The sequence below is a fragment of the Sarcina ventriculi genome, from assembly GCF_900456775.1.
Lineage (GTDB): Bacteria > Bacillota > Clostridia > Clostridiales > Clostridiaceae > Sarcina > Sarcina ventriculi.
In genome coordinates this window covers 153,010-176,148 of the sequence record NZ_UAUL01000010.1, presented here as the reverse complement: position 1 = coordinate 176,148, position 23,139 = coordinate 153,010, and the positions used below count along the sequence as shown (strand labels likewise).

General features: G+C 28.1%; 20 protein-coding genes. 2 read left to right on the top strand and 18 right to left on the bottom strand.

Translation table 11 applies throughout. The annotated features are described in order from the left end of the window. Window positions 1–105: 105 nt before the first annotated feature. From DR020_RS10165 to DR020_RS10140, 6 genes are all read right to left on the bottom strand, one after another. Complete coding sequence (locus tag DR020_RS10165) at window positions 106–624, bottom strand: 4Fe-4S dicluster domain-containing protein (RefSeq protein ID WP_112365870.1); 519 nt, start codon at window positions 622–624, stop codon at window positions 106–108. Between the two features lie 2 nt (window positions 625–626). Continuing rightward, on the bottom strand, window positions 627–2,027 hold the full coding sequence (locus tag DR020_RS10160) for a [FeFe] hydrogenase, group A (RefSeq protein WP_112365869.1): 1,401 nt from the start codon (window positions 2,025–2,027) through the stop codon (window positions 627–629). Between the two features lie 36 nt (window positions 2,028–2,063). Then, the gene (locus DR020_RS10155; protein WP_055256924.1) at window positions 2,064–2,597 is read right to left on the bottom strand and encodes a 4Fe-4S dicluster domain-containing protein; all 534 of its coding nucleotides are present in this window, start codon (window positions 2,595–2,597) and stop codon (window positions 2,064–2,066) included. A gap of 14 nt (window positions 2,598–2,611) precedes the next feature. Continuing rightward, window positions 2,612–3,409, bottom strand: a complete 798-nt coding sequence (fdhD, locus tag DR020_RS10150; protein ID WP_112365868.1) for a formate dehydrogenase accessory sulfurtransferase FdhD — start codon at window positions 3,407–3,409, stop codon at window positions 2,612–2,614. A gap of 36 nt (window positions 3,410–3,445) precedes the next feature. Continuing rightward, window positions 3,446–5,590, bottom strand: a complete 2,145-nt coding sequence (fdhF, locus tag DR020_RS10145; RefSeq protein WP_112365867.1) for a formate dehydrogenase subunit alpha — start codon at window positions 5,588–5,590, stop codon at window positions 3,446–3,448. A gap of 187 nt (window positions 5,591–5,777) precedes the next feature. Then, window positions 5,778–6,095 (bottom strand): Na-translocating system protein MpsC family protein, encoded by a 318-nt coding sequence (locus DR020_RS10140; RefSeq protein ID WP_265327745.1) that lies wholly within the window; start codon window positions 6,093–6,095, stop codon window positions 5,778–5,780. A gap of 298 nt (window positions 6,096–6,393) precedes the next feature. On the opposite strand from DR020_RS10140, the gene DR020_RS10135 reads away from it, so the two are divergent. Continuing rightward, a complete protein-coding gene (locus tag DR020_RS10135) occupies window positions 6,394–7,728 on the top strand; it encodes a hemolysin family protein (RefSeq protein WP_112365865.1) in 1,335 nt (444 codons plus the stop codon). Window positions 7,729–7,827: 99 nt separating this feature from the next. Next, window positions 7,828–8,586 (top strand): flavodoxin family protein, encoded by a 759-nt coding sequence (locus DR020_RS10130; protein WP_112365864.1) that lies wholly within the window; start codon window positions 7,828–7,830, stop codon window positions 8,584–8,586. Between the two features lie 24 nt (window positions 8,587–8,610). Here the strand turns inward: DR020_RS10130 and hemB are convergent, their stop codons facing one another. From hemB to DR020_RS10070, 12 genes are all read right to left on the bottom strand, one after another. Then, complete coding sequence (gene hemB, locus DR020_RS10125; protein WP_112365863.1) at window positions 8,611–9,579, bottom strand: porphobilinogen synthase; 969 nt, start codon at window positions 9,577–9,579, stop codon at window positions 8,611–8,613. Between the two features lie 36 nt (window positions 9,580–9,615). Beyond that, entirely contained in the window at window positions 9,616–11,082 is a 1,467-nt protein-coding gene (gene cobA / locus DR020_RS10120) for a uroporphyrinogen-III C-methyltransferase (RefSeq protein ID WP_055256940.1), read from the bottom strand. Window positions 11,083–11,100: 18 nt separating this feature from the next. After that, the gene (gene hemC, locus DR020_RS10115; RefSeq protein ID WP_112365862.1) at window positions 11,101–11,973 is read right to left on the bottom strand and encodes a hydroxymethylbilane synthase; all 873 of its coding nucleotides are present in this window, start codon (window positions 11,971–11,973) and stop codon (window positions 11,101–11,103) included. Between the two features lie 15 nt (window positions 11,974–11,988). Continuing rightward, entirely contained in the window at window positions 11,989–13,200 is a 1,212-nt protein-coding gene (gene hemA / locus DR020_RS10110) for a glutamyl-tRNA reductase (RefSeq protein ID WP_112365861.1), read from the bottom strand. A gap of 246 nt (window positions 13,201–13,446) precedes the next feature. Next, window positions 13,447–13,770 (bottom strand): hypothetical protein, encoded by a 324-nt coding sequence (locus DR020_RS10105; RefSeq protein ID WP_055256947.1) that lies wholly within the window; start codon window positions 13,768–13,770, stop codon window positions 13,447–13,449. Window positions 13,771–13,876: 106 nt separating this feature from the next. Further along, window positions 13,877–14,602, bottom strand: coding sequence for a S1 family peptidase (locus DR020_RS10100; protein WP_055256948.1), 726 nt, complete (start codon window positions 14,600–14,602; stop codon window positions 13,877–13,879). Between the two features lie 36 nt (window positions 14,603–14,638). Then, on the bottom strand, window positions 14,639–15,589 hold the full coding sequence (locus DR020_RS10095; RefSeq protein ID WP_112365860.1) for a S1 family peptidase: 951 nt from the start codon (window positions 15,587–15,589) through the stop codon (window positions 14,639–14,641). 336 nt (window positions 15,590–15,925) lie between these two features. Further along, window positions 15,926–16,393 (bottom strand): cyanase, encoded by a 468-nt coding sequence (gene cynS, locus DR020_RS10090; protein WP_055256951.1) that lies wholly within the window; start codon window positions 16,391–16,393, stop codon window positions 15,926–15,928. 32 nt (window positions 16,394–16,425) lie between these two features. Further along, a complete protein-coding gene (locus DR020_RS10085) occupies window positions 16,426–17,622 on the bottom strand; it encodes a DEAD/DEAH box helicase (RefSeq protein ID WP_112365859.1) in 1,197 nt (398 codons plus the stop codon). 115 nt (window positions 17,623–17,737) lie between these two features. Beyond that, complete coding sequence (locus DR020_RS10080; RefSeq protein ID WP_235865689.1) at window positions 17,738–19,186, bottom strand: MFS transporter; 1,449 nt, start codon at window positions 19,184–19,186, stop codon at window positions 17,738–17,740. Window positions 19,187–19,303: 117 nt separating this feature from the next. Then, entirely contained in the window at window positions 19,304–20,761 is a 1,458-nt protein-coding gene (locus tag DR020_RS10075; RefSeq protein ID WP_112365858.1) for an MFS transporter, read from the bottom strand. A 172-nt stretch (window positions 20,762–20,933) separates the two neighbouring features. Beyond that, the gene (locus DR020_RS10070; protein WP_112365857.1) at window positions 20,934–22,541 is read right to left on the bottom strand and encodes an SH3 domain-containing protein; all 1,608 of its coding nucleotides are present in this window, start codon (window positions 22,539–22,541) and stop codon (window positions 20,934–20,936) included. Window positions 22,542–23,139: the final 598 nt, after the last annotated feature.

The following is a 23,139-nucleotide window of genomic DNA, read 5'->3' as shown; positions in this document are numbered from 1 at the left end:
TTAATTGTAACATAATTTTAAATCTTATACACATGATTTTTTAGTTAAACAATCTAAAATTATTTTAAAACACCACTTAATCTCAAAAGATTAAGTGGCTTATAATTAATAATTTAAATCCATCAATTGTTTAAGACTTTCTTCTCTTTTAGAAGTTACTGATTCTTGAAATCTTTCACTTTTAACAAAAGTTAATGTCTTTGTTGGACAAATTTCAACACACGCTGGACCTGCATCTCTTCCAAAACACAAATCACATTTATTCGCCACTATTTTTACTTTTTTATTAACAACCTCTTCAGCCATAGTCATTGCTCCAAATGGACACGCAACTACACATGTTTTACAACCAATACAAGTTGTTCTATTTATTTTTACTAATCCATCTTCCATAGTTATTGAACGATTTGGACATGCCTTTAAACAAGCTGCATCTTCACATTGCCTACATTGGACTGGAGCACTTATTCCTGCTATTTTTATAACTGTTAAACGAGGATTAAAATTTTCTATATCTTTATCACCTATAAATATATTCTTTTCAGTATGAGCATCAACACATGCAATTTCACAAGTTCTACAACCTAAACATTTATTAGGATTTGCTATTACAAAACTATTCATTATTATTTTTCTCCTTTATTAAAATTTTTGCTTCTATCTTTATACTTAGTATGTAACAAGTGGTGAGATTTTTCTCCTAAAGGCTTTCCTAAAAATTCCTCATACACCTTTTTAACATTAGGATTTTCATGAGATTTTCTAAATTCCATTGATTTATCATGAGCATATATAGAAGCTCTTCTCTTGCTATAAGCTTCTTCTCTTTTCCATTGTAGTACAAGCTTTGGCTGTCCTCCTCCACTTATACATCCATTTGGACATGCCATAACTTCTACAAAATCATAATTACATGTTCCTTGCCTTACACTATCTAAAACACTTCTAACATTTTTAAGACCAGCTACCATAGCAACATTTAGAGTTTGTCCACCTAAATCTACCTTAGCTTCTCTTATTCCTTCTCCACCTCTTAAAAATTTAAGTTCAAAATTATCAAGAGGCTTTTTAGAAGCTAACTCATATCCTGTTCTTATAGCAGCTTCCATTACTCCACCTGTAACTCCAAATATTGCTCCTGCACCACAATATCCACCAAGTGGAACATCAAACCCTTGTGGTTCTAAATCTTTTAAATCTATTCCTTCTGCTTTTAAAAGTACCGCAAGTTGTCTTGTTGTAACAACTAAGTCAACATCTTTATAACCATTATTTTGCATTTCCTCTCTATTGGCTTCATATTGCTTACAAGTACAAGGCATTATAGCAACACTAAATATTTTTTTAGGATCTATATCGTTTATTTTTGCCCCATAACTTTTAAATAAAGCTCCTGCCATTTGTTGAGGTGACTTACAACTTGATAAATGATTTAAAAGATCTGGATAATCCTGTTCTATAAATTTAACCCAAGCTGGACAACATGATGTAAACATTGGAAGATTTTTATGTTCTTTTAATCTTTCTATAAGTTCTGTACCCTCTTCCATAATAGTTACATCAGCACCAAAGTTAGTATCATAAACTCTATCAAAACCAAGTTTTCTAAGAGCTGTTGGTATCTTATCAACAACTAATGTTCCATAATCTAAGCCAAAATCTTCTCCAAGTGATACTCTAATTGCAGGAGCACACTGAACAACTGTAAATAAATTAGGATCTTTCAAAACTTCTCTAAGTTCCCTTATAGTTCCCTTATTGTAAGCTGCAAATATTGGCTCTGTAATCTTGTCTATCATCCCACGCTCTTTAAATCTTTTACTGCCTTTTTTCATATCTTTATTAAATTCTGTATCATAGGCACTACAAATTTGAACGCATTGTCCACACATAACACATTTATCTTGATCTATTGTATAAGCTTCTCCCTCTTCTCCATAAATAGCATCAACAGGACATATTTCCTTACATCTGCCACACCCTTCACACAATTCTTTATCAATATTAATTATTCCACTTGTTTCCATTACCAAGTTTCCTTCTTTCTAGATCTATATTAAATTTTAAAGTCCTTGTACAACGTTTCTAAGAGTTTTAACAACTTCTTCTCTTTTTCTATTTTCCTCTTCTTTAGGATTTACAAGCCTTAAAGCTTTTTTAGGACAAACTTTAACACAAGCCGGACTATCAGAATTTGCACATAAATCACATTTTAACGCAATAGTTCTTTCATTTTCGGTATCCTTATCTATTGTTGTCATTTCAATAGCTCCAAAAGGACACGCAACGGCACAAGTTTTACATCCTATGCATATACTTTCATCTAAAATCACCTTATTATCAACCTTCTTTATAGCATTTACAGGACATACTTTTCCACAAGGCATGTCTTCACAATGTCTACATTGAATTGGCATCTTTACTTTTCCTATTTTAGTCACAAATATTCTTGGAATGATTGGACCTTTTCTTGCACTTATAGTTTTTCTAGCTTCTTCATTTTTACTGTGTACATTCGAACATGCAACTTCACATAATTTGCATCCTACACATTTATTATGATCTGCTATAACAAATGAGTTTACTTTATTTTTCATATCTTTTCCCCTTATTAATAATCAATTCTTTCATCACCTGAATATATGTTCATTTTATTTCCACGAACAAATCCTACTAAAGTTATATTTAACATTTTAGCTAAAGCTACAGATAAACTAGTTGGAGCTGACTTAGATATTATTATAGGAATATTAAGTTTTGCACATTTTAAAATCATTTCTAAAGAAACTCTTCCACTTAAAATTACTATCTTATCCTTTAAATATATTTCCTTTTCTAAAGATTCACCGATTACCTTATCTAAAGCATTATGTCTTGCAACATCTTCATTTATAACTAATATATTTTCTCTATCACAAAGAGCTACACAATGCACTCCTCCAGTTTCTTTAAATACATTAGAATAATCAAGATTTTTTTTCATAAATTCAAATATTTTATTTATATTTAACTTTAAATCACTTCTTACACTTTCACAATTTACGCTAGTTAAGAAATTACTTGCTGCAAGAGATGTATCTTCAAAATCCTCTATACTATTTAAATCTATCTTTTTAGAATAAAAACTCTCTCTCTTTAAATTTTTGTTTAAAGTTTCAACATAAACGACTCCTAAATCTTCATCAAGATTTATAGTCTTTATATCCTTTAAATCCTTTATAAGTCTTTCAGTTCTTAAAAAACCAATAGCTAGTTCTTTTAACTTTTTAGGACTACACAAAAGTGTTGCTAATTTCTTACCATTTAAAATTATAGTTAATGGATATTCCCTAACTATAACTTCCTTAAAATCTTTTAAAATTTTTTCATTCTCTATTTTTATAACTTTACACTCTAAAACTTTATCCATCTGTAATCCTCCTAAAATGTTAAATATAGTATTAATTTATCTTATTTTTATTCCCATTTTTCTTCTTATTTCATTATATTCTTTTTCTACTTCTTTTTCGGCTTCTTCTTGATTTTCCATTTTTTCTACTTTTACAGCACAATACTTAAATTCTGGTGTTTTAGAAATTGGATCTAATGCATCATTTGTTAATTCATTACAAGCTCCAACCCACCATTGATATGTCATAAATGTTGAGCCCTTTCTTATTCTCTCTGAAACTGATGCTCTAGTTATAACTGAACCTCTTCTAGATGTTACTCTAACTAATTCTCCATCTTTTACTCCAAGTTCTTTAGCATCTTCTATACTCATTTGTATACGTCCTGGTTCATCCTCTAAAGCTCTTAATGCTCTACAATTACCAGTCATTGTTCTAACTGAATAATGTCCAACTTCTCTTACAGTTGAAAGGCTAAGTGGATATTCATCATCTACTTCCTCACCTGGTTTTCTCCACTCACATGCAAATAATACACCTTTTCCACTTGGAGTTGTGAACTTATTATCCTTATAAAGATATGAAGTTCCTTTGTCAGCATCTGATTTATCTGTACAAGGCCATTGAACTCCTCCTAATTTCTCCATCTTTTCATAAGTTGCACCAGTGAATGTAGGACAAAGATCTATAAGTTCATTCCAGATCTCTTCTGTATTTTTGTAAGCCATTTTATATCCCATAGCAGTTGATATTTCGCATATGATTTCCCAATCAGTTTTAACATCACCCTTTGCCTCTACAGCTTTTCTTATTCTTTGGAATCCTCTATCTGCTGATGAATAAACTCCATCATGTTCTCCCCAAGCTGTTGCAGGTAATATAACATCTGCATGAAGAGCTGTTTTATTCATAAATATATCTTGAACTATAACAAACTCTAATTCATCTAAAGCTTCTCTAACTTCTGCAGCATTTGGATCACTTTGTACTGGATCTTCACCCATTATGTAATAAGCTTTTAGCTTTTTATCCTTTAAAACAAGTTTTGGTACTTCTGTTAAAGACTCACCTTTTTCTGTTGGAATTTTTACTCCCCAAGCTTTTTCGAATTTTTCTCTTATCTTTTTATCAGTAAATTTTTGATAACCTGGAAGATAGCTTGGAAGCGCTCCCATATCGCAAGCACCTTGAACATTATTTTGACCACGAACAGGTCCTATACCAACATTTGCTCTACCATAATTTCCTGTTAAAAGACCTAAAGAAGCTAATCCACGTACAACATCAACTGCTTGTGAGAATTGACAAACACCCATTCCATAAAGAATTGTTGCATTCTTAGCTTTTGCATATTCTCTTATAGCTTGTCTTATTTCGTCCGCCTTAATTCCTGTTATAGTTTCAGCATACTCTGGAGTATACTTTTCTACTATTTTCTTATATTCTTCAAATCCTTCTGTAAAGTTTTTAACATAATCTTCTTTATATAATTTTTCTTCTATTAAAACATGTGCAAATGCATTAACAAGAGCCATATTAGTTGCGCCCTTTATGTATAATTGAAGATCTGCAAACTTTGAAGTTTCAGTTTGTCTTGGATCAACTACTATTATTTTAGCTCCTTTTTCTTTAGCTTTAGCTATTCTTCTTGCAACTATTGGATGACTATCTGCGCCATTATATCCAAAAACAAATATTAAATCAGTATCTTCTATTTCTTCTATTGAGTTTGACATAGCACCATCACCTAAACAATAAACAAGACCTGGTAATGTAGGACCATGACACACTCTTGCACAGTGGTCTATATTATTAGTTCCAATTGTTGCTCTTGCAAATTTTTGCATTATATAATTGGCTTCATTCCCTGAGCCTCTTGCACATCCTGTCATCATAATTGAATCAGGTCCATACTTTTCCTTTATAGCTGAAAGATTATCAGCTACATATTTTATAGCTTCTTCCCAAGATACTGGTTCTAATACACCATTTTTTCTTATCATTGGAGATTGTAATCTCCTTGTTAATATTTGAGGATCATTTAAATAATCCCATCCATAATGTCCTTTAAGACATAATGTTTTTTGATTTGTTCTACCATCTGCTGGTTCTGCTTTTATTACTTTTCCATCTTCAACTATTAGATATAATTGACATCCACTAGCACAGTATGGACATGTTTCTAACACTTTTGTTCTCATTTCACATCTCTCCTTAATATTATTTTTTATGTATTTCATATATAAATTAAAAAGTCAGCACAAAAACATACTATAAAATCAAAAATAAACTTATAAAAATTAAAATTATTTTTATAAACTTTTAATGATTTAATGTTTTGCACTGACTTATCTAAAAGCTAAGATATAATCTTTCTTTTTAATCCAATCAATGTTTATTTACTTTTATAACTACAATTCTTTCATTATCTTCTAATTCCAAGTTTTTAACTTCCCAACTGTAGTCGAATCCTCCACCTATAATATCACAGGCTTCTTGCAAAAATTCTTTTTCTAAATGTGGCTTAATATACTTCCAATAATCCATAACTATATCTCTTGCTCCCTGTTTTACAAGGATATCAGACAATTTAGATAATATTCCTCTAACTTCTATAGTTATAGTGCCACCATTAATTTTAACTTTAACATTATCAGGTCCTTTGCCTTTATAGCATTTTACAACCTTTATTGCAAATTTTCTTATTTTTCTTGCAATTCTAACTCATATCTATCCAAGGATATCACCTAATTAAATTAGTTTTTCTTTTGTTATGTATTTATTGTAATACTACCCACAAATACAGTCAATATATATTGTATTTAATATATGGTTAATTTATTTTATTTTTATTAATAAAATTTAATATATCTAGCTTTTTCTACGTTTTTCGTTATTTTTATCATAAATGTTATTTATCTTATTAGATATTTCTCTGTTTAATAAATAAAAATATTGGGTATTCTATAATTATTCTTAAATTACACTTTTAGGAGGAATACCTATGAATAGTTCTTTTAAGGCTAATTCTCTTATTTTTCAATTTATTTTAATATTAATATTGACTTTGATAAACGCCTTTTTTTCCGCAAGTGAAATGGCTATTGTATCTTTAAATAAAAATAAAATAAAAGTTTTAGCAGAGGAAGGAAACAAAAATGCCATACTTATAGAAAGGCTCTTGCAAGAACCAACTAAATTTTTATCTACTGTACAAGTTGGAATAACCTTAGCTAGTTTTTTTTCAAGTGCATCAGCAGCAACTGGCATATCAAATGTATTTGGAAATTCTTTAGAAACATTAAATATACCTTACGCTCACGAAATTTCTTTAATTGTGGTTACTATAATTTTATCTTATATTACTTTGGTTTTTGGAGAACTGCTCCCTAAAAGATTGGCTCTTCAAAATTCTCAAAAAATAGCCATGTATGCTGTTAAACCAATTATGCTTATATCAAAAATCACAATACCTTTTGTAAAACTTTTGTCAATCTCAACTAATTTTTTAATAAGATTGTTTAATGTAAACAGTAAAAATTTAGAAGAAAAAGTTTCAAAAGAAGAGATTAAGTCTTTAGTTGATGTTGGGCAGGAACATGGAGTTATAAATGAAACAGAAAAAGATATGATAAACAGCATATTTGAATTTGATGATAAGCTTGCAAAAGAAGTCATGACTCCTAGAACCAATGTATATATGATTAATATTGACGATTGTGCTAATACTTATTTAAATAGTCTGTTAAATGAAAAATATTCTAGAATTCCAATATTCCAAGGAAATATTGATAATATAATAGGGATTTTATATATGAAAGATTTTTTGTGCGAGGCATACAAAGTAGGGTTTGATAACGTAAACTTAAGAAACATATTACATGCACCTTACTTTGTACCTGAAATGAAAAACATTGATGAATTATTTAAAGAACTTCAAATTTCAAGAAAACATATGGCTATTTTAATTGATGAATATGGTGGCTTTTCTGGAATTGTAACTATTGAAGATTTGATCGAAGAAGTAATGGGTGATATTGGTGATGAATTTGATGATGAAGAAATCCTATTAAAGAATATAAACAAAAATACATTTTTAGCTAGCGGTCTTATATCTATTAATGAACTTAATGAAAAACTTCATATAAATTTAGACTCAGAGTCTGATGATTATGATACCTTAGGCGGATTTATAATAAAACTTATAGGATATATTCCTAAAAAAGATGATGACTGTATTGTTAATTACAAGGATATAATATTTGAAATAAAAGAAGTTAATAAGAAACGTATTGTTAAAGTAGAAATTACTATAAATAATTCTTTAGAGGATAAATAGAGTTTGTAGATAGCTCTATCTATCCTCTATTTTAAATTACATTATTATTATAAATAGTGTATAATATAGTTAATTAATTTTAAATAAGGAGCAATTTAAATGAAAAATATTTTACTTATAAATTGTAGTAAACGCAAAAAAAATACGTATAATCTTTTGCTTCAAGCAGAAGAAAATTTAAAAAGACATGATTTTAATACAGAAATAATAAATTTGCATGATTATAAAATAAATTTTTGTATTGGATGTGAATGTTGTATTTTAAAAGGATATTGTGTTTTAAATGATGATGTTAATATTTTAATGGAAAAACTAAAGAAATGTGACGGCTTTATAATAGGCACTCCAGTATATTTAAATAACATGAGTGGAATTTTAAAAGCCTTTATTGACAGAACATGTGTATGGTTTCATAGAAGTGATATAGCTGGAAAACCTAGTTTTTTAATTATAAACACTCAAGGTTCTGGTGCCAAAAACACATTAAAATCTATTGAGGAATCTTTAAGACAATGGGGAGTATTTTCTTGTGGCCATGCCCTTAGAATTGGTAGTAAGATACATTCTAAACCTCTAACTTCTGATGAATTATCTACTTTTATGAACATCGTTTGTAATAAAGCTGAGTATACACCTTCATTTAAAGATGTTTCTTACTTTAGTGTACAAAAAGCTTTAGCCATGAATATTTTTTCTTTGGACAAGGCCTTTTGGATAGAGAATAATTGGAATGAACTTTATTTTTATCCAAATAGTAAAATTAATATGTTTAAAAAATTTTATGGACAGTTTTTATATTCTATGATATCTAAGAATTTAATAAAAGCAAAATCAAACAAAAATGCTATATCAAACTAGATATAGCATTTATTTGACTCTATTTTAATTTTCTTTTAGCCACTTAGAAGCCTCTAAAGCATAATATGTTATTATCATATCTGCCCCAGCTCTCTTCATAGATAACAACATTTCTAACGCTATTTTCTTTTCATCTATCCATCCCATTTTAGCTGCAGCCTTCACCATAGCAAATTCTCCACTTACACTATATGCTACAACTGGTACATTAAAATTGCTTCTCACTTGGTGCATTATATCTAAATAAGAAAGTGCTGGTTTCACAATAACCATATCAACCCCTTCTTCTACATCCCATTGAACTTCTTTTAAAGCCTCTCTAGTGTTTGCAGGATCCATTTGGTATGTTCTTCTATCTCCAAAACTTGGAGTTGAATCAGCCGCTTCTCTAAATGGCCCATAAAAAGCTGAACAATACTTAGCTGAATATCCCATTATAGAAACATATTCGAAACCATTTTTATCTAATACTTCTCTAATATATTCAACTCTTCCATCCATCATATCAGATGGAGCCACAACATGTACCCCTGCCTTTGCATGTGATAATGCTATTTCTCCTAAGCGCTTTAATGTTTTATCATTATCTACATCTTTATCATTTAATATTCCACAATGTCCATGATCTGTATATTCACACATACAAACATCTGTTATAACTAATAATTTATCTGTTAGCTCTCTAATTTTTCTAACAGCTTTTTGAACTATTCCATCTTCTGTTGAAGCTTCTGTTCCACAAGCATCCTTGTGTGCTGGTATACCAAAAAGTATTACTCCTTTTACTTTAGCCTCTAAAATTTCTTTTACCACTTCGTCTAATCTATCAATTGATACATGATAGTTTCCTGGAAGAGATGATATCTCGTTTTTTATATTTTCTCCTTCAACTACAAATAAAGGATATATAAAATCACTAGCAGATAAAGTATTTTCTCTAACTAAATCTCTAATTTCATTATTTACTCTTAATCTTCTACCTCTTTTAAACATTTTTATCTCCTTTGCATTGAAATTATTTTAAAAAATTTATTTTAATATATCTTGTATTTCTTTTAAAAGCCCATCTTCTGTATGAACCTTGCACATAAATCCATTAACTTCTTTTTGCTCTAATGCTTTAAATGTTTGAGGTCCTATAGCTATGTTTATCTTTTCTTTTATTTTATCTAACCCAACTATATCAACCATATTATTAAACGTACTTGGACTTGTATACAAAACTACATCAACTTCATCAAAAGCTTTTGGATTTTTAGCCTCTCCACATACGTTGTCATATATATGAACTCTATCAACTATTGCTCCAACTTTTGAAATTTCCTCATTTAAATAATCTCTACTTAATGACGAACAAGGCATTAATACTTTGTCTCCTTTATTTAAATGTGGTTTTAAAGCTTCAAATAAACTTTCTCCATAAAATTCTCTAGCCATTACAAATGGTATTATTCCACGTCTCATAAGAGATTTTTTAGTTTCTTTTCCTATAACAGCAAATTTTGCTTTTATACTTCTTACATCTATTTGTTTATCAACTATATAATCAAAAAATGTTTCAACAGCATTTACTGATGTCAAAACTATATAATCATAAAAACTTATTTTTTCTAAATAATTATCTAAGTTTTTAGGTGTTTTTACTATCTTTATAGAGTTTATTTCTGTAACCTCAGCTCCTAAATCTCTTAATTTTGATTTTAAATTAGATGATTGATTTCTTGATCTTGTGACGCAAATATTTTTTCCAAATAAAGGAGTATGCTCATACCAAGCTAATTTTTCATTTAATGTTACAACTTCTCCAATTACTATAATACAAGGAGATTTAAGCTTAGCTTCTTCTACCTTTATTTTTATATTTTCTAAAGTCCCTATAACTTTTTTCTGTTTTGAAGACGTTCCACGCATAACAACAGCACACGGAGTATTTATGTCTTTTCCATTTTGAATCAGATTTTCTACAATAAGTTCTAAATTATTAAGCCCCATCATAAATACTAAGGTTCCATTTTCTTTAGATAAAGCCTCCCAATTCATTTTAGAAGTACCAGCTGACATTCCTGTAACTATATGAAAATCTTGAGCCATAGCTCTTTGAGTTATAGGAATTCCTGCATAATTTAAAACTGATATAGGTGATGTTACACCAGGCACAACTTCAAATTTAATATTTTCATCTACACATGCTAGAACCTCTTCTCCTCCACGACCAAATACATACGGGTCGCCTCCTTTAATTCTACCTACAGTATGACCTTTTTTTGCTAATGCCACTATCATAGAATTTATTTCTTCTTGAGTTTTGTAATGACATCCTGGTTCTTTTCCACAATAATATATTTCGCAATCATCACTTAAATAATTTAAAACATTATTACTAACTAATCTATCATACAAAACAGCTGTACATTTTTTTAATGCCTTTACTGCCTTTAATGTTAAAAGTTCTTCATCCCCTGGGCCTGTTCCTATTATATAAACTTTATTATCCATATTTTTCACCTCTTAAATTTACACACTTAATATTTTTTTAGCTAATTTTTCTCCAAGTAAAATATTATCTTCTTTATTTCCTAAAATATCTTTTTTTATTATTTTATTATTTACCATAAAAGTTCCCATCATATAAAGGTCTAATCCTTCTATTTTAGTATAACAACCTATAAAACTATGACAATCTCCATTTAAAGCTTTCATAAAGCTTCTCTCAGCATCTACAGTAATTCTTACTTCTTTATTATCTAATTCCTTAAAATATTCATTATATTTACACGTTTTAGCTACTTCTATTCCAATTGCACCTTGACCAATAGCTGGTATTACCATTTTAGGATCAAAATAATCAGTTATTATATTTTCCATATTCATCCTTTTAAGACCTGCAGCTGCTAATATTATTCCATCCATTCCTTCTTCTTCCATCTTTTTAAGTCTAGTTTGAACATTTCCTCTTATTGGGACAATTTCTAAATCAGGTCTTAGAAGTTTTATTTGAGCTTCTCGTCTTATACTACTTGTTCCTATTTTGGCACCCTTTCTTAGTTCAGCAAAATGAACCCCATTTGAAGATACAAAAACATCTCTTATATCATCTCTATCTGGCATAGAAATCAAAGAAAAACTGTCTTCTAATTGATATGGCACATCTTTCATGCTATGAACTGCACAGTGTGCTCTACCTTCTAAAAGTGCACGTTCTATATCTTTTACAAAAAGACCTTTACCCCCTATTTTATCCAAAGCTACATCAAGCCTCTTGTCTCCTTCTGTAACTATTAATAATTTTTCACTATCTAAATTTAACTTATCACTTAAAATTTTCATAACTATTTCGGTTTGCACTTGTGCTAACTTACTTTTTCTAGTTGCAATTACTATACTCATATGTATCCCTCTCTCTTAATCTTGTAAAAATATTTTACTTATTATATCTAAACATTCCTTTTGCCTTCCCTTTAAAGATTCTTCCTTTAATACATCTATGGCTTTATTTATATATGTATGAGATGCGCTTTTTATAAGAGTTTTAGCAAGCTTTAAATCTTCTTTACCCTTGCTCTTATTTGCGAAAGTTTTAGCTCTTTGTAGATAAGTTTCATCTCCAGACATTTTAAGCATTTTTATTATAGGGCCTAGTTTTCTAGTATTTAGCCAAACATTATATTCCCCTATTTTTTCATCTATTATATATCTGTAACTCTCCATTCTTTCTTTTCTAACTGCTTTATTTCTATCATCTATAGAGCTTATGTAATCTAAATCATAAAGCCTAACCCTATCTATTTCAGAAACCTTTGAATCTACATCACGCGGAACAGCAAGGTCAAAAATATATATACTATCTCCCTCTACATCTATATCCTCTTTATTTATTAATGTATGCGTTGCAGCAGTACAACTTATAACTGCATCAACTTCATTTAAAAATTTATTTTTTTCCGCAAATGATATAACAGATAACCTATCATCTTCTATATCATTAACAACATCCTTATTTCTTACAACTATATATAACTTATCGATATTATGCCCTAAAATATACTTAGCTGCAAGTTTTCCCATTTCACCATATCCTAATACCATAAACTTTTTTGCATTAATACTAAGAGCTTTAGTTATAGATATTGAAACTGATGATACTGGAACTTCAAATATCTTACATTCAGTTCTAAACTTTTTACCACATGATAAAGCTTCTTCAAAAAGTTTTTGAAGTTCGTAACCTAAAACCCCTTCTTCTTTAGCTAATATATAGCTATCTTTTATTTGTCCTAAGATTTGATCTTCACCTAAAATCCTTGAATGAAAACCACATACAACTTCCATAAGATGATATACTGCATTATCTTGTTTTAATAAAAATACAAAGGGTGATAACTTTTCATAATCCCATTGCAAATCTTCAAATATTTTATGTACTATATAATTATCTTCTAAAGAATCATCTGCATTTATATATATCTCTGTTCTATTGCAAGTGGATAGTATTACAGCTTCTTTAAAATCTTCTTTTAATCTCTTTACTAATATCTTTTGTCTACTAGGTGCTATTGCAAATTCTGCTCTTACATCTAAACTCGTATTTTTTTTAATTCCTAAAAGTAATATCACATTATACCCCCTAATCCTTTAATACATAAAGAATATTATATCATAAAATAAGAACTCTTTCATTTCTTTAGTATTTTCTAAATTTAATATATATTATTAATAAGAAATAATTATTAATAATTATATCATATAATTATTATTTTGGTTATTCTTTTGATGTTCTTCTATATTTATATTCCATAGTATACCTTCCTTTAATTCTTAAAAAATTAAAGAGACAAAATAATCATTTTGTCTCTTTTGCTTTTAAGTTAAGCTTAATAAATAATCATAAATTGGCTTTAATTCATCATATGTTCCAACAATACAATTTGGATATTGTTTTATATCAGGTTTATTATAATCTCTAAAATCACTAGGAACTGGAAGCCCTAGGCCGCAAAGTATCAAAAAATCAACATCAAATATTATATTAGATATTGCTGATAACTTTATCATTACCTGCTCTTTGCCTTCACTTGCATATATTCCTTTAAACTTACTTTTAGCACTTTTTCTCTCTATTATTATTTTATTACTAGTTATATTTACAATAGTTCCGCACTTTAACTCAAAAATTTTTCCTTCCATAACCTTCTCCCTACCTTAACTCTATATTAATCATATAATAATCTACTTTATATGATATATTATATCACTTTTTTATGTCCTTTTAGTTACAAAAGGAAAAATAAGTTTATAAATACTCATTTATACTCATATTGTTTATCATCAAATTTTCAATTTTATAATCTGAAAAAATTTCTTTCATTATACTAACTGGAGTTGCTAAAGACATAACATTTGACTCCTTATTAGTACATTTATCTATTAATTGTTTTGAAATCATACCTATAAGATTTCCTTTTACATCAAAAACTCCTGCACCACAAGCATACTTATCTGTTTCTGCTAAAATTTCTATTAATCCCTTTGGGGTAACTGTTTTGCTTTCTTCTTCTATATAACCATTTACTTTGGCATTATAATGTATATCTAAAGTTTTATATTGCCTCATACTATTTATAATATTGCCTAAAGTTATTATGTTTTCATCCTTTTTATATATTTGTCTGACTACAATAACGTGACTACCTATGAAAGCTTCATTTTCATTCCCAAAATTTGCAACTAAACTTTCATCAAAAATTCTATTAATTTTTATTATTGCTAAATTATTATTTTTATTTTTATATACTACCTTCCCTATTATTTCTTCTCCTGTATTTAACGTAACTATAGGACTTAAATTTTCTAATTCTCCTACTAACTCATAAGTTGTAAATATATGTCCATCATTATCAACTATAACTCCAGATCCTCTTTTACCCATTTTTCCAGACACTCCATCCATTACTTGAACGCCTTGATTTATAAGCTTTTTAGTTAAATCACTTATATATTTTTCTTTCTTATCTACCATATATCTATCCCCTTTAAAAACTTAATTATTAACTCTTTATACAATGCTTTTATCTAATGCAACTTCATCTATAACACTATCAGAAGTTTCATTATTTATAATATCCTTTATATTATTTATTGAAATTGCAAAGCTTAACCTCTCATAATCTTCGCATTTTCCAAGCAATAATCCAACAATCTCCCCTCTCACATTTAAAAGAGGACCACCAAGTGATGCTTTAGTTGCTATACCATTATATAAAATACAATTGTTGCTTTTAAATATATTATCAGAACCAATTTTATATTCTTGATTTATTTGAGCTACTATCCCTTCCACTACATTTATATTTCTGTTTTCTTCAAAAGGGCATACTGCATATACTTTATTTCCAATCCCTAAATCATTTGAATCACCAAGGGATAAATACTTTGTATAATCATTTAAACTTATAGAAATCATTGAAAATAAATTTCCTTCTTTATCTTTGAAAACTTTTTCTACTATCCCCTCTATTGTTTTATCTGAATTATAAAACTTACAATATAACCTGTCCCCACATTCAAATTGAACTAAATTACCATCTTTATTTAATTTATATCCATTTGCTAAAAGATTTCCTTCATTATTTATAAACACCGCAGTACCTAATATACTATTTTCTCTATCAAGTAGCATTACAGTAGCTTCCATAGCTTTCTTAAGCATAGTGACTCTACACTCATCTTCTTGAAAAATAGATTGTAGTACATTATCTTCATTTTTCAAAGTGTTCCCCACAATATAATTTTCTTTAATATCTCGTCTTAACATTTCACGAGATTTTATATTGCCTTTTCTAAAATTAAGTCCTATACAAACCCATGTAGCAACACATATCAAACTTAATAATATTATTATATTTTCTTCATTTATTGTCTTTGCACAATAAATAGTTACTGAAAAAATTAACATCGCTAAAAATATTATAGTTAAATTAGCCTTCTTACCCACTTTATTCTCCATAAATTCCCTCCTAAAATATTATGTAAAATATATATTATAAATTTTCATATTTTATTCCATTAAATTATAAATATCTAAATTATTGAAAAGTTTATTTAATTAGAGTAAAATTTTATTATTGTTTATTTTAGGAGGTGCTTTTTATGCCTTTAGCAGTTAAAATACTAGTTATATTTGCTTTTTGCTTTTCTATAGCAGTTATAATATCTCTTGCAGTATTTGCTAGAAAAGTCTTAAAGAAAAAATAATAATTTACATAATTTTTATGCTTTTTACTGATAAATTGTAATTTAAGCACACAAAAAGACTGCCTAATTCCTAGACAGCCTTTTTATTTTACCAAGGATATTTTCCTTGTTTACTATATGGTAATAATTTTCCATTCATTGTTATAATAACTCTATCTCCCTTAGAGTCTTTTTCTATTTCAACATCTATTCCAAAATCAATAGCACTCATTATAGCATTCCCTGATTTTTCATGAATTATTTCTTTTATTGCAGGTCCATATGTATCTAATGCCTCATGCAATCTATAAAGAATAGGATCAGTATCTGCCTTATATGGATGTTCCCTAAGAACATCAAAAACCTCTGTATTTAATTCTAATTCTTTTTCTAATAGCTTAATGTATTCCTCTGGAACCCATTGTTGACCTTTAAAAGCACTAGCAAGCCATACCTTATTTACATTTATTCTCCTTGCAAGTTCTTCATAAGTTAATCCCTTTTTCTTTCTAGCCTTTTCTATAACTTTTAACTCCTCTTCTTTTGAATATCTGTTTAAATAATCCTCATTTCTCATAATGAATCTCCTTAAATCCAATCATTTTTTAATTAGTTTTTTCTTTTAACCTTTAATTTAGTAGTTTTTTTCTTAAATTTTGGCTTCACAACCTTAACATCTGATATTTGTCCATCATACATATATAACCTAGGAATTTTTATCTTTAATTTTTTTTCATATGATAAAACAGTCTTTTCTTCTTTATAGTTTACTAAAGAATACGCTATTCCCTTATTTCCACATCTCCCAACTCTACCTACTCTATGAAGATAATCTTTATAATCTCTTGGTATATCTAAATTTACTATATGACTGACTCCTTTTATATCAAGTCCTCTAGAAGCTACATCTGACGCTATTAAAACTTGGACTTCTCCTTTTCTAAATTTTTCTAAAGCCTCTTGTCTTTGTCTATTTTTATTATTTCCGTGTAATGACTCTACTTTTATCTTATGATACCTTAATTTTTCTAACATTATATTTATATCATAATTATTATTTATAAATGCTATTAATTTTTCTGCTTTTGTGGCATGAATTATTCTTCTTAAGTAATCTATTTTATCTCTTTCTTCAACTAAAAAATATCCATGAATTATATTTTCATTTACTTGATTTTTTCCTCTAATACTTAAAACTTCACAATCTTTTAAAATCTTTTTTCCAACTTCTAAAGTTTTTTCCGTTAGAGTAGCTGAAAATAGAAGCTTTTGAACATCTCTTTTACACGATTTTATTATAGCATTTACTTCCTCTATATAATTAAAATCTAAAAGTTTATCTCCTTCATCCATAACTATAAAATTTATTGTGTGAGCTGAAATCTTTCTTTTTTTTATAAGTTCCAATATTCTTCCACTAGATCCTACTAATATATGAGGTTTTCCTTTAAGCTTTTCAATCTGTCTTGAAATATTTCCACTTCCAACTAGACTTAAAGATGTTATTTTTCTATTCATACCTCTCTTTAAATCATTTAAAGTATTATTTATTTGAATAGCAAGTTCGTATGTAGGTGCTACAACTATACATTGCATGTCTTTTTTAGTGTCATCTATCTTTTCTATTATTGGCAAAATATAAGCTAAAGTCTTTCCTGTCCCAGTTTCAGATTGAGCTATTAAATTTTTTTCATTTAATACGATAGGAATTGCTTTTTCCTGTATTTCAGTTGGTTTGTCTATTTCTAAATTTTTTAATGAATTTACTATATCTTCTCTAAGACCTAAACTTTTAAATGTTGTCATATAATTCTCCTTAAATAAATTTCATTTAAATATTTAAAAGCTTACCATAGAAAAATATGATAAGCTTTTTTTATTTTATTATACCCTAAATAAGCTATTATTAAAACTTTTATATTTATAACTCCTTTTTTCTTGTTATCTTTACTTTTATCATATTTATTATAAAAAGTATAAAAGCTATAAAACAAAGAACAGATACCATTAAATAAACATCCCTCATTGCAAATATAAATATATGTGGCTTTCCAGGTATAAAACCTAAAACCTTGTATCCTGCAAGTTTACTCATATATTTATAAAGAAATGTTGTGGATACCGAAACACCAATTGCAAGACCTACATTTCTTATAAGCGCATTTGTTCCTCCTGCTATTCCTAATTTATTTTTAGGGACAGATGACATTATAGCATTTGTATTTGGAGATTTAAATAAACCATTTGCAAAACCTAATGTAGATAAAAATAATACTATACTTACTACGCTAGATTCAATATTTAATGTGGATAATAGTATCAGCACTATTCCAATTATAAAAATTCCTAATATATTTAATATTTCATTTCCTATTTTATCTGATAAATGACCACTCAATGGCGCCACTATAAGCATTATAATTGGTGAAGACATCATAATTATAGATGTATAAAAAGCACTAAATCCCAAAGCATCTTGGAGATAAAAAGGCTCTATTATACTAACCGTATTTATTGCTATAAATGATATACATGCCCCTATTAAGTTTATTGTAAAAGTTAAATTTTTAAAAAGAGATAAATCAAGCATTGGTGATTTTGCTTTTTTTTCAATATAAACAAATACTGCAAAAGCAAAAAATCCAATTATAAATCCACACACTATGTATATATCAGAAAATCCTATTTGTTGTCCTATCATTATCGCTGAAAATATAAAAACTATCGAAATAAAAAAAGTTAGAACACCTTTTCCATCTATTTTCTCAGTAGTTTTTAATACTTCAACTGGTATATATTTTCTAGCTAAAATATATGCAACTACTCCTATCGGAACATTTATCAAAAATATATAATGCCATGTTAAATATGTTATTATAATTCCTCCAAGCCCTGGACCTATAAGAGCACCAAGGGCAACAGCAGCTCCCGTTACTCCAAGTGCTTTTCCTCTTTCTTCAGCAGAAAAAATAGCTGTTATTATCCCTTGATTTGTTGACATTACAAGTGCTGCACCTATTGCTTGAACCACCCTTGAGGCAACCAATAGATAAATATTCCCCGATATCCCACAAAGAAATGATCCTATTGTAAACACTAAAATTCCATTTATAAATACTAAAGTCTTACTCTTCATATCTCCTATTCTACCAAACAACAATATGGTTGCTGATATTATTATAAGGTAGATGCTAACTATCCACTCCGCAGAAGCCATGTTTATCCTTAATTCTGTTTCAATTGTTGGAAGAGCTATATTTACAATATTACTATCTAAGGACGCCATAAAAGGTAGTAAAACAACTATTGCAAGTATTATCCATCTGTTTTTATGTATTTCTTCAGAAGACATTTGTTTTCTTTTAAACATATACTTTCTCCTTTTTACTTATTAATATAATTCCATTTATCAAAATAAAACTAAAAAAGATAATGATATATTATTTATCATTATCTTTTTTTTATACTTGTATTTAAATTTTTTATATTAAAGTAAAACTTTTTTCTTTGCCTTTGTCCTTATCATATTGATTATAAAAAGTACAAAAGCTATAAAACAAAGAACAGATACCATTAAATAAACATCTTTCATTGCTGACACAAATATATCTGGTTTTCCTGGTATATATCCTAAAACTTTGTGTCCTGCAAGTCTACTCATGTCTGCATAAAGAATAGTTGTTGATACTGAAACACCAATAGCTAGTCCAACATTTCTTATAAGTGCATTAGTTCCGCCTGCTATTCCTAATTTATTTTTAGGTACAGATGACATTATAGCGCTTGTATTTGGCGATTGGAAAAGTCCATTTGCAAGACCTAATACACATAAAAATAATACTATTTTTAATATACTAGAATCTACATTCAATGTAGATAACATTATAATTGATATGCCTGTTATTAAAATTCCAATTGTATTTAACTTTCCATTACCTATCTTATCTGATATATGACCACTTAAAGGTGCTACAACTAACATAACAATAGGATAAGACATCATAATCATAGCTGATGTAAAAGCACTATACCCTAATGCATCTTGAAGATAAAATGGCTCTATTATACTTATTGTATTTATTGATATAAAAGATATACATGCACATATTAAATTTGTTGAAAAGGTAGAATTTCTAAAAAGCGACAAATCAAGCATTGGTGATTTTTCTTTTCTCTCAACAAATATAAATATAACTAAAGCTATAAATCCAACTATAAATGCACAAATTATATAAATATCATTAAATCCTATTTGCTGACCTACCATTATAGCTGAAAATATAAATACTATTGCAATAAAAAATGTTGATGCACCTTTTCCATCCATTTTTTCATTCTTTGTTGACATATTAACTGGTATAAATTTTCTAGCTAAAATATATGCAACTATCCCTATTGGAACATTTATTAAAAATATGTAATGCCATGTTAAATATGTTACTATGATTCCTCCAAGAGCAGGTCCTATAAGAGCACCAAGTGCAACAGCTGAACCAGTTATTCCAAGTGCTTTTCCTCTTTCAGTTACGGGAAAAACCGCAGTTATTATTCCTTGATTTGTTGACATCACAAGTCCTGCTCCTATTGCTTGTACTACTCTAGATGCGACTAAAAAATAAATATTTATAGATACTCCACAAAGAAGTGATCCTAATGTAAATACTATAATACCATTTATAAATACTAACCCCTTACTTTTCATATCTCCTATTCTACCAAATAATAGTATTGTAGCTGATATTATTATAAGATAAGCGCTAACAACCCACTCAGCTGAAGCCATATTTATCTTTAAATCTGCTTCAATTGTCGGAATAGCTATATTTACAATGTTGCTATCTAAAGAAGACATAAGAGGCAATAAAACAACTATTGCAAGTATTATCCATCTGTTTTTATGTATTTCCTCAGAAGACATTTGATTTTTTTTTAATATACTTCCCATATTTTTCTCCTTTAAATTTTATTATGTTTACATATAAACACCATTTATATTGTACATCAAAAGTGTTTATACGTAAACACTAAATTTTCAAAAAAATAAAAGACAATGATAAATTACCATTGCCTTTTTTTATACTTCAATCTAAAAAATTATTTAAAATATTTTTATGCTCTTATTGGTGATCATTATATTGTCCATAAAGGAACATTTGAGCCTCTGCTGTTCTTCTTGCATATAGTCCTGATGAGAATGAACCTCCTATATAACTCCAAGATTGAAAATCTGTCATTATGGTTGATGCATTTGTATTTCCATTTTTTATATCTTGAAGAAGTTGACTATTTTCTAAAGAACCTATTCCTAAATTATAAGCAAAATCTGTTAAAGCATTTATTTGATTTTGATTTAAATTACATCCTTGTGTTAAGCTCTTAACTTGACTCATGTATGTAGTTAAACTACCTTGTAGTGTATTTAAAGCCTCTTGATAAGTTACATTCTGTGGATATGAATTTCCATGATTTTGTCCAAATCCTACTGTCCAACCACCGCTCCAATAAGGTGTTGCTGAAAATCCCTCATATGATGCTGTAAAATCAACTAAATCAGATGGTGCTGTATATGAAACCTTATTTGCATAATTTGTTCCTACAACATTATTATTTGATGAATTAGTAGCTTCATTGTTAGAAACATTTGAATCACTTAATTTTTTTGATGAATTACTTTTTGAAACACTTGTTTTTGAAACAGTTGCAGTTGAATTATTTGAAGCATTTGTTGAATTATTTGATGAAGCGCTTCCTATTGATATATAGTTTGAATAAACATATCCAACCGTTCCATCATAATTTATTTTATACCATCCATTATTTTCTGATAATATAGTAACGCTTGTCCCTTCTGATAATTCTCCTATTATGCTATAATCAGTATTCGGACCTGATCTAAAATTTAAATCTACTCCGCTATTTAGATTACTAACAACTCCAGATTTTGAAGTATTGCTTGATGAATTTGATAAACTTGACGAATTATTTCCTACAGATACATAGTAACCGTAAACATATCCAATTGTTCCATCATAGTTTATTTTATACCATCCGTTACTTTCTGATAATATAGTAAACGTTGTACCTTCTGACAAGCCACCTATTACAGTATCATTAGTGCTTGGACCTAATCTGAAATTTAATTGTATATCTCCACTAAGATTTATAACTGTTCCTGTTTTTGAACTACTACTACTTAAATTACCGCTAACAATAGATATACATGGTGCATAAACATATCCTGTTGTTCCATTATATTGTACTTTATACCAATTACTATTACATTGAGATATTATTTGAAAATTAGTACCACTTGAAAGTTCTCCGATTATATTATAACTAGTGCCAGGGCCTTGTCTTAGATTTAATGATGTGTAACCATTCCCAAGATTAGAAACTTCACCATATTGAATCTCACCACATAAAGTTGTATCTTTTGATGCAGTTGAAACTTCTGAAGTTTTTATACTATTAAATGCTTTATTAGAAACCTTTGAAATATTTTCGTTTTTAGTATTATCCGTTAGTGCTTTTTCACCGTTATTATCCGTTGTTTTTGATTGGTTTTTAGTTGTAGTTTTTTGTAAACTCTGTTTCGACGAAGAGTTTAAAGATGCGGAACTGCTTAATGGTAGTGTAGCTGCAAAAGCTGATGTACTTCCTACAAGAGTAGTACTTATTACCACTGATGCTACCACTAACATATTTTTTATTTTATTACTTTTCACTTATAAATTCCTCCTACTTGCTTAGAATTTCTTATATTTATCGCAGAAATAGTTAACACTGGGTTCATAATTCTTAGTAAATAAAATTTTTTAACAAATTCCATCTAAAAATTCAACTTTAATTTTAAATTTAATTTTTTAAGTACTTTTTTAACAATCTAGCTATGTTTAAAATTCGACATTTAGGCATTTTCATAAAATTAATCTTACCTTTAACAATCTACAATTTTCTGCATAGAAAAATCGTACTAAATAAATTTCCCTAATTATATAAATATAAAAAATTTGCGTCTTATTTGAATATTATGTTTTTATTTATTAATTTATTTTTTTATGTATTTTTATCCTTATTTTTTGTCATAATATCCCTCGTTTTGTATACATTATACACTATATTTTTTTCAAAAGCAAGTTTTGGATTATTAAGGTAAAAAAAATGTAATTTTTTATGTAATTTAATTATATTTTTTAATGCTTTTATATCTTAGTATTTTTTTAAAACTCTAATGATATTTAAAAATACATTTAAAAATACATTAATTAAAATTACTAAATTTTACATTTTTTTATTATTAACTATAAAAATATATTTTTATAG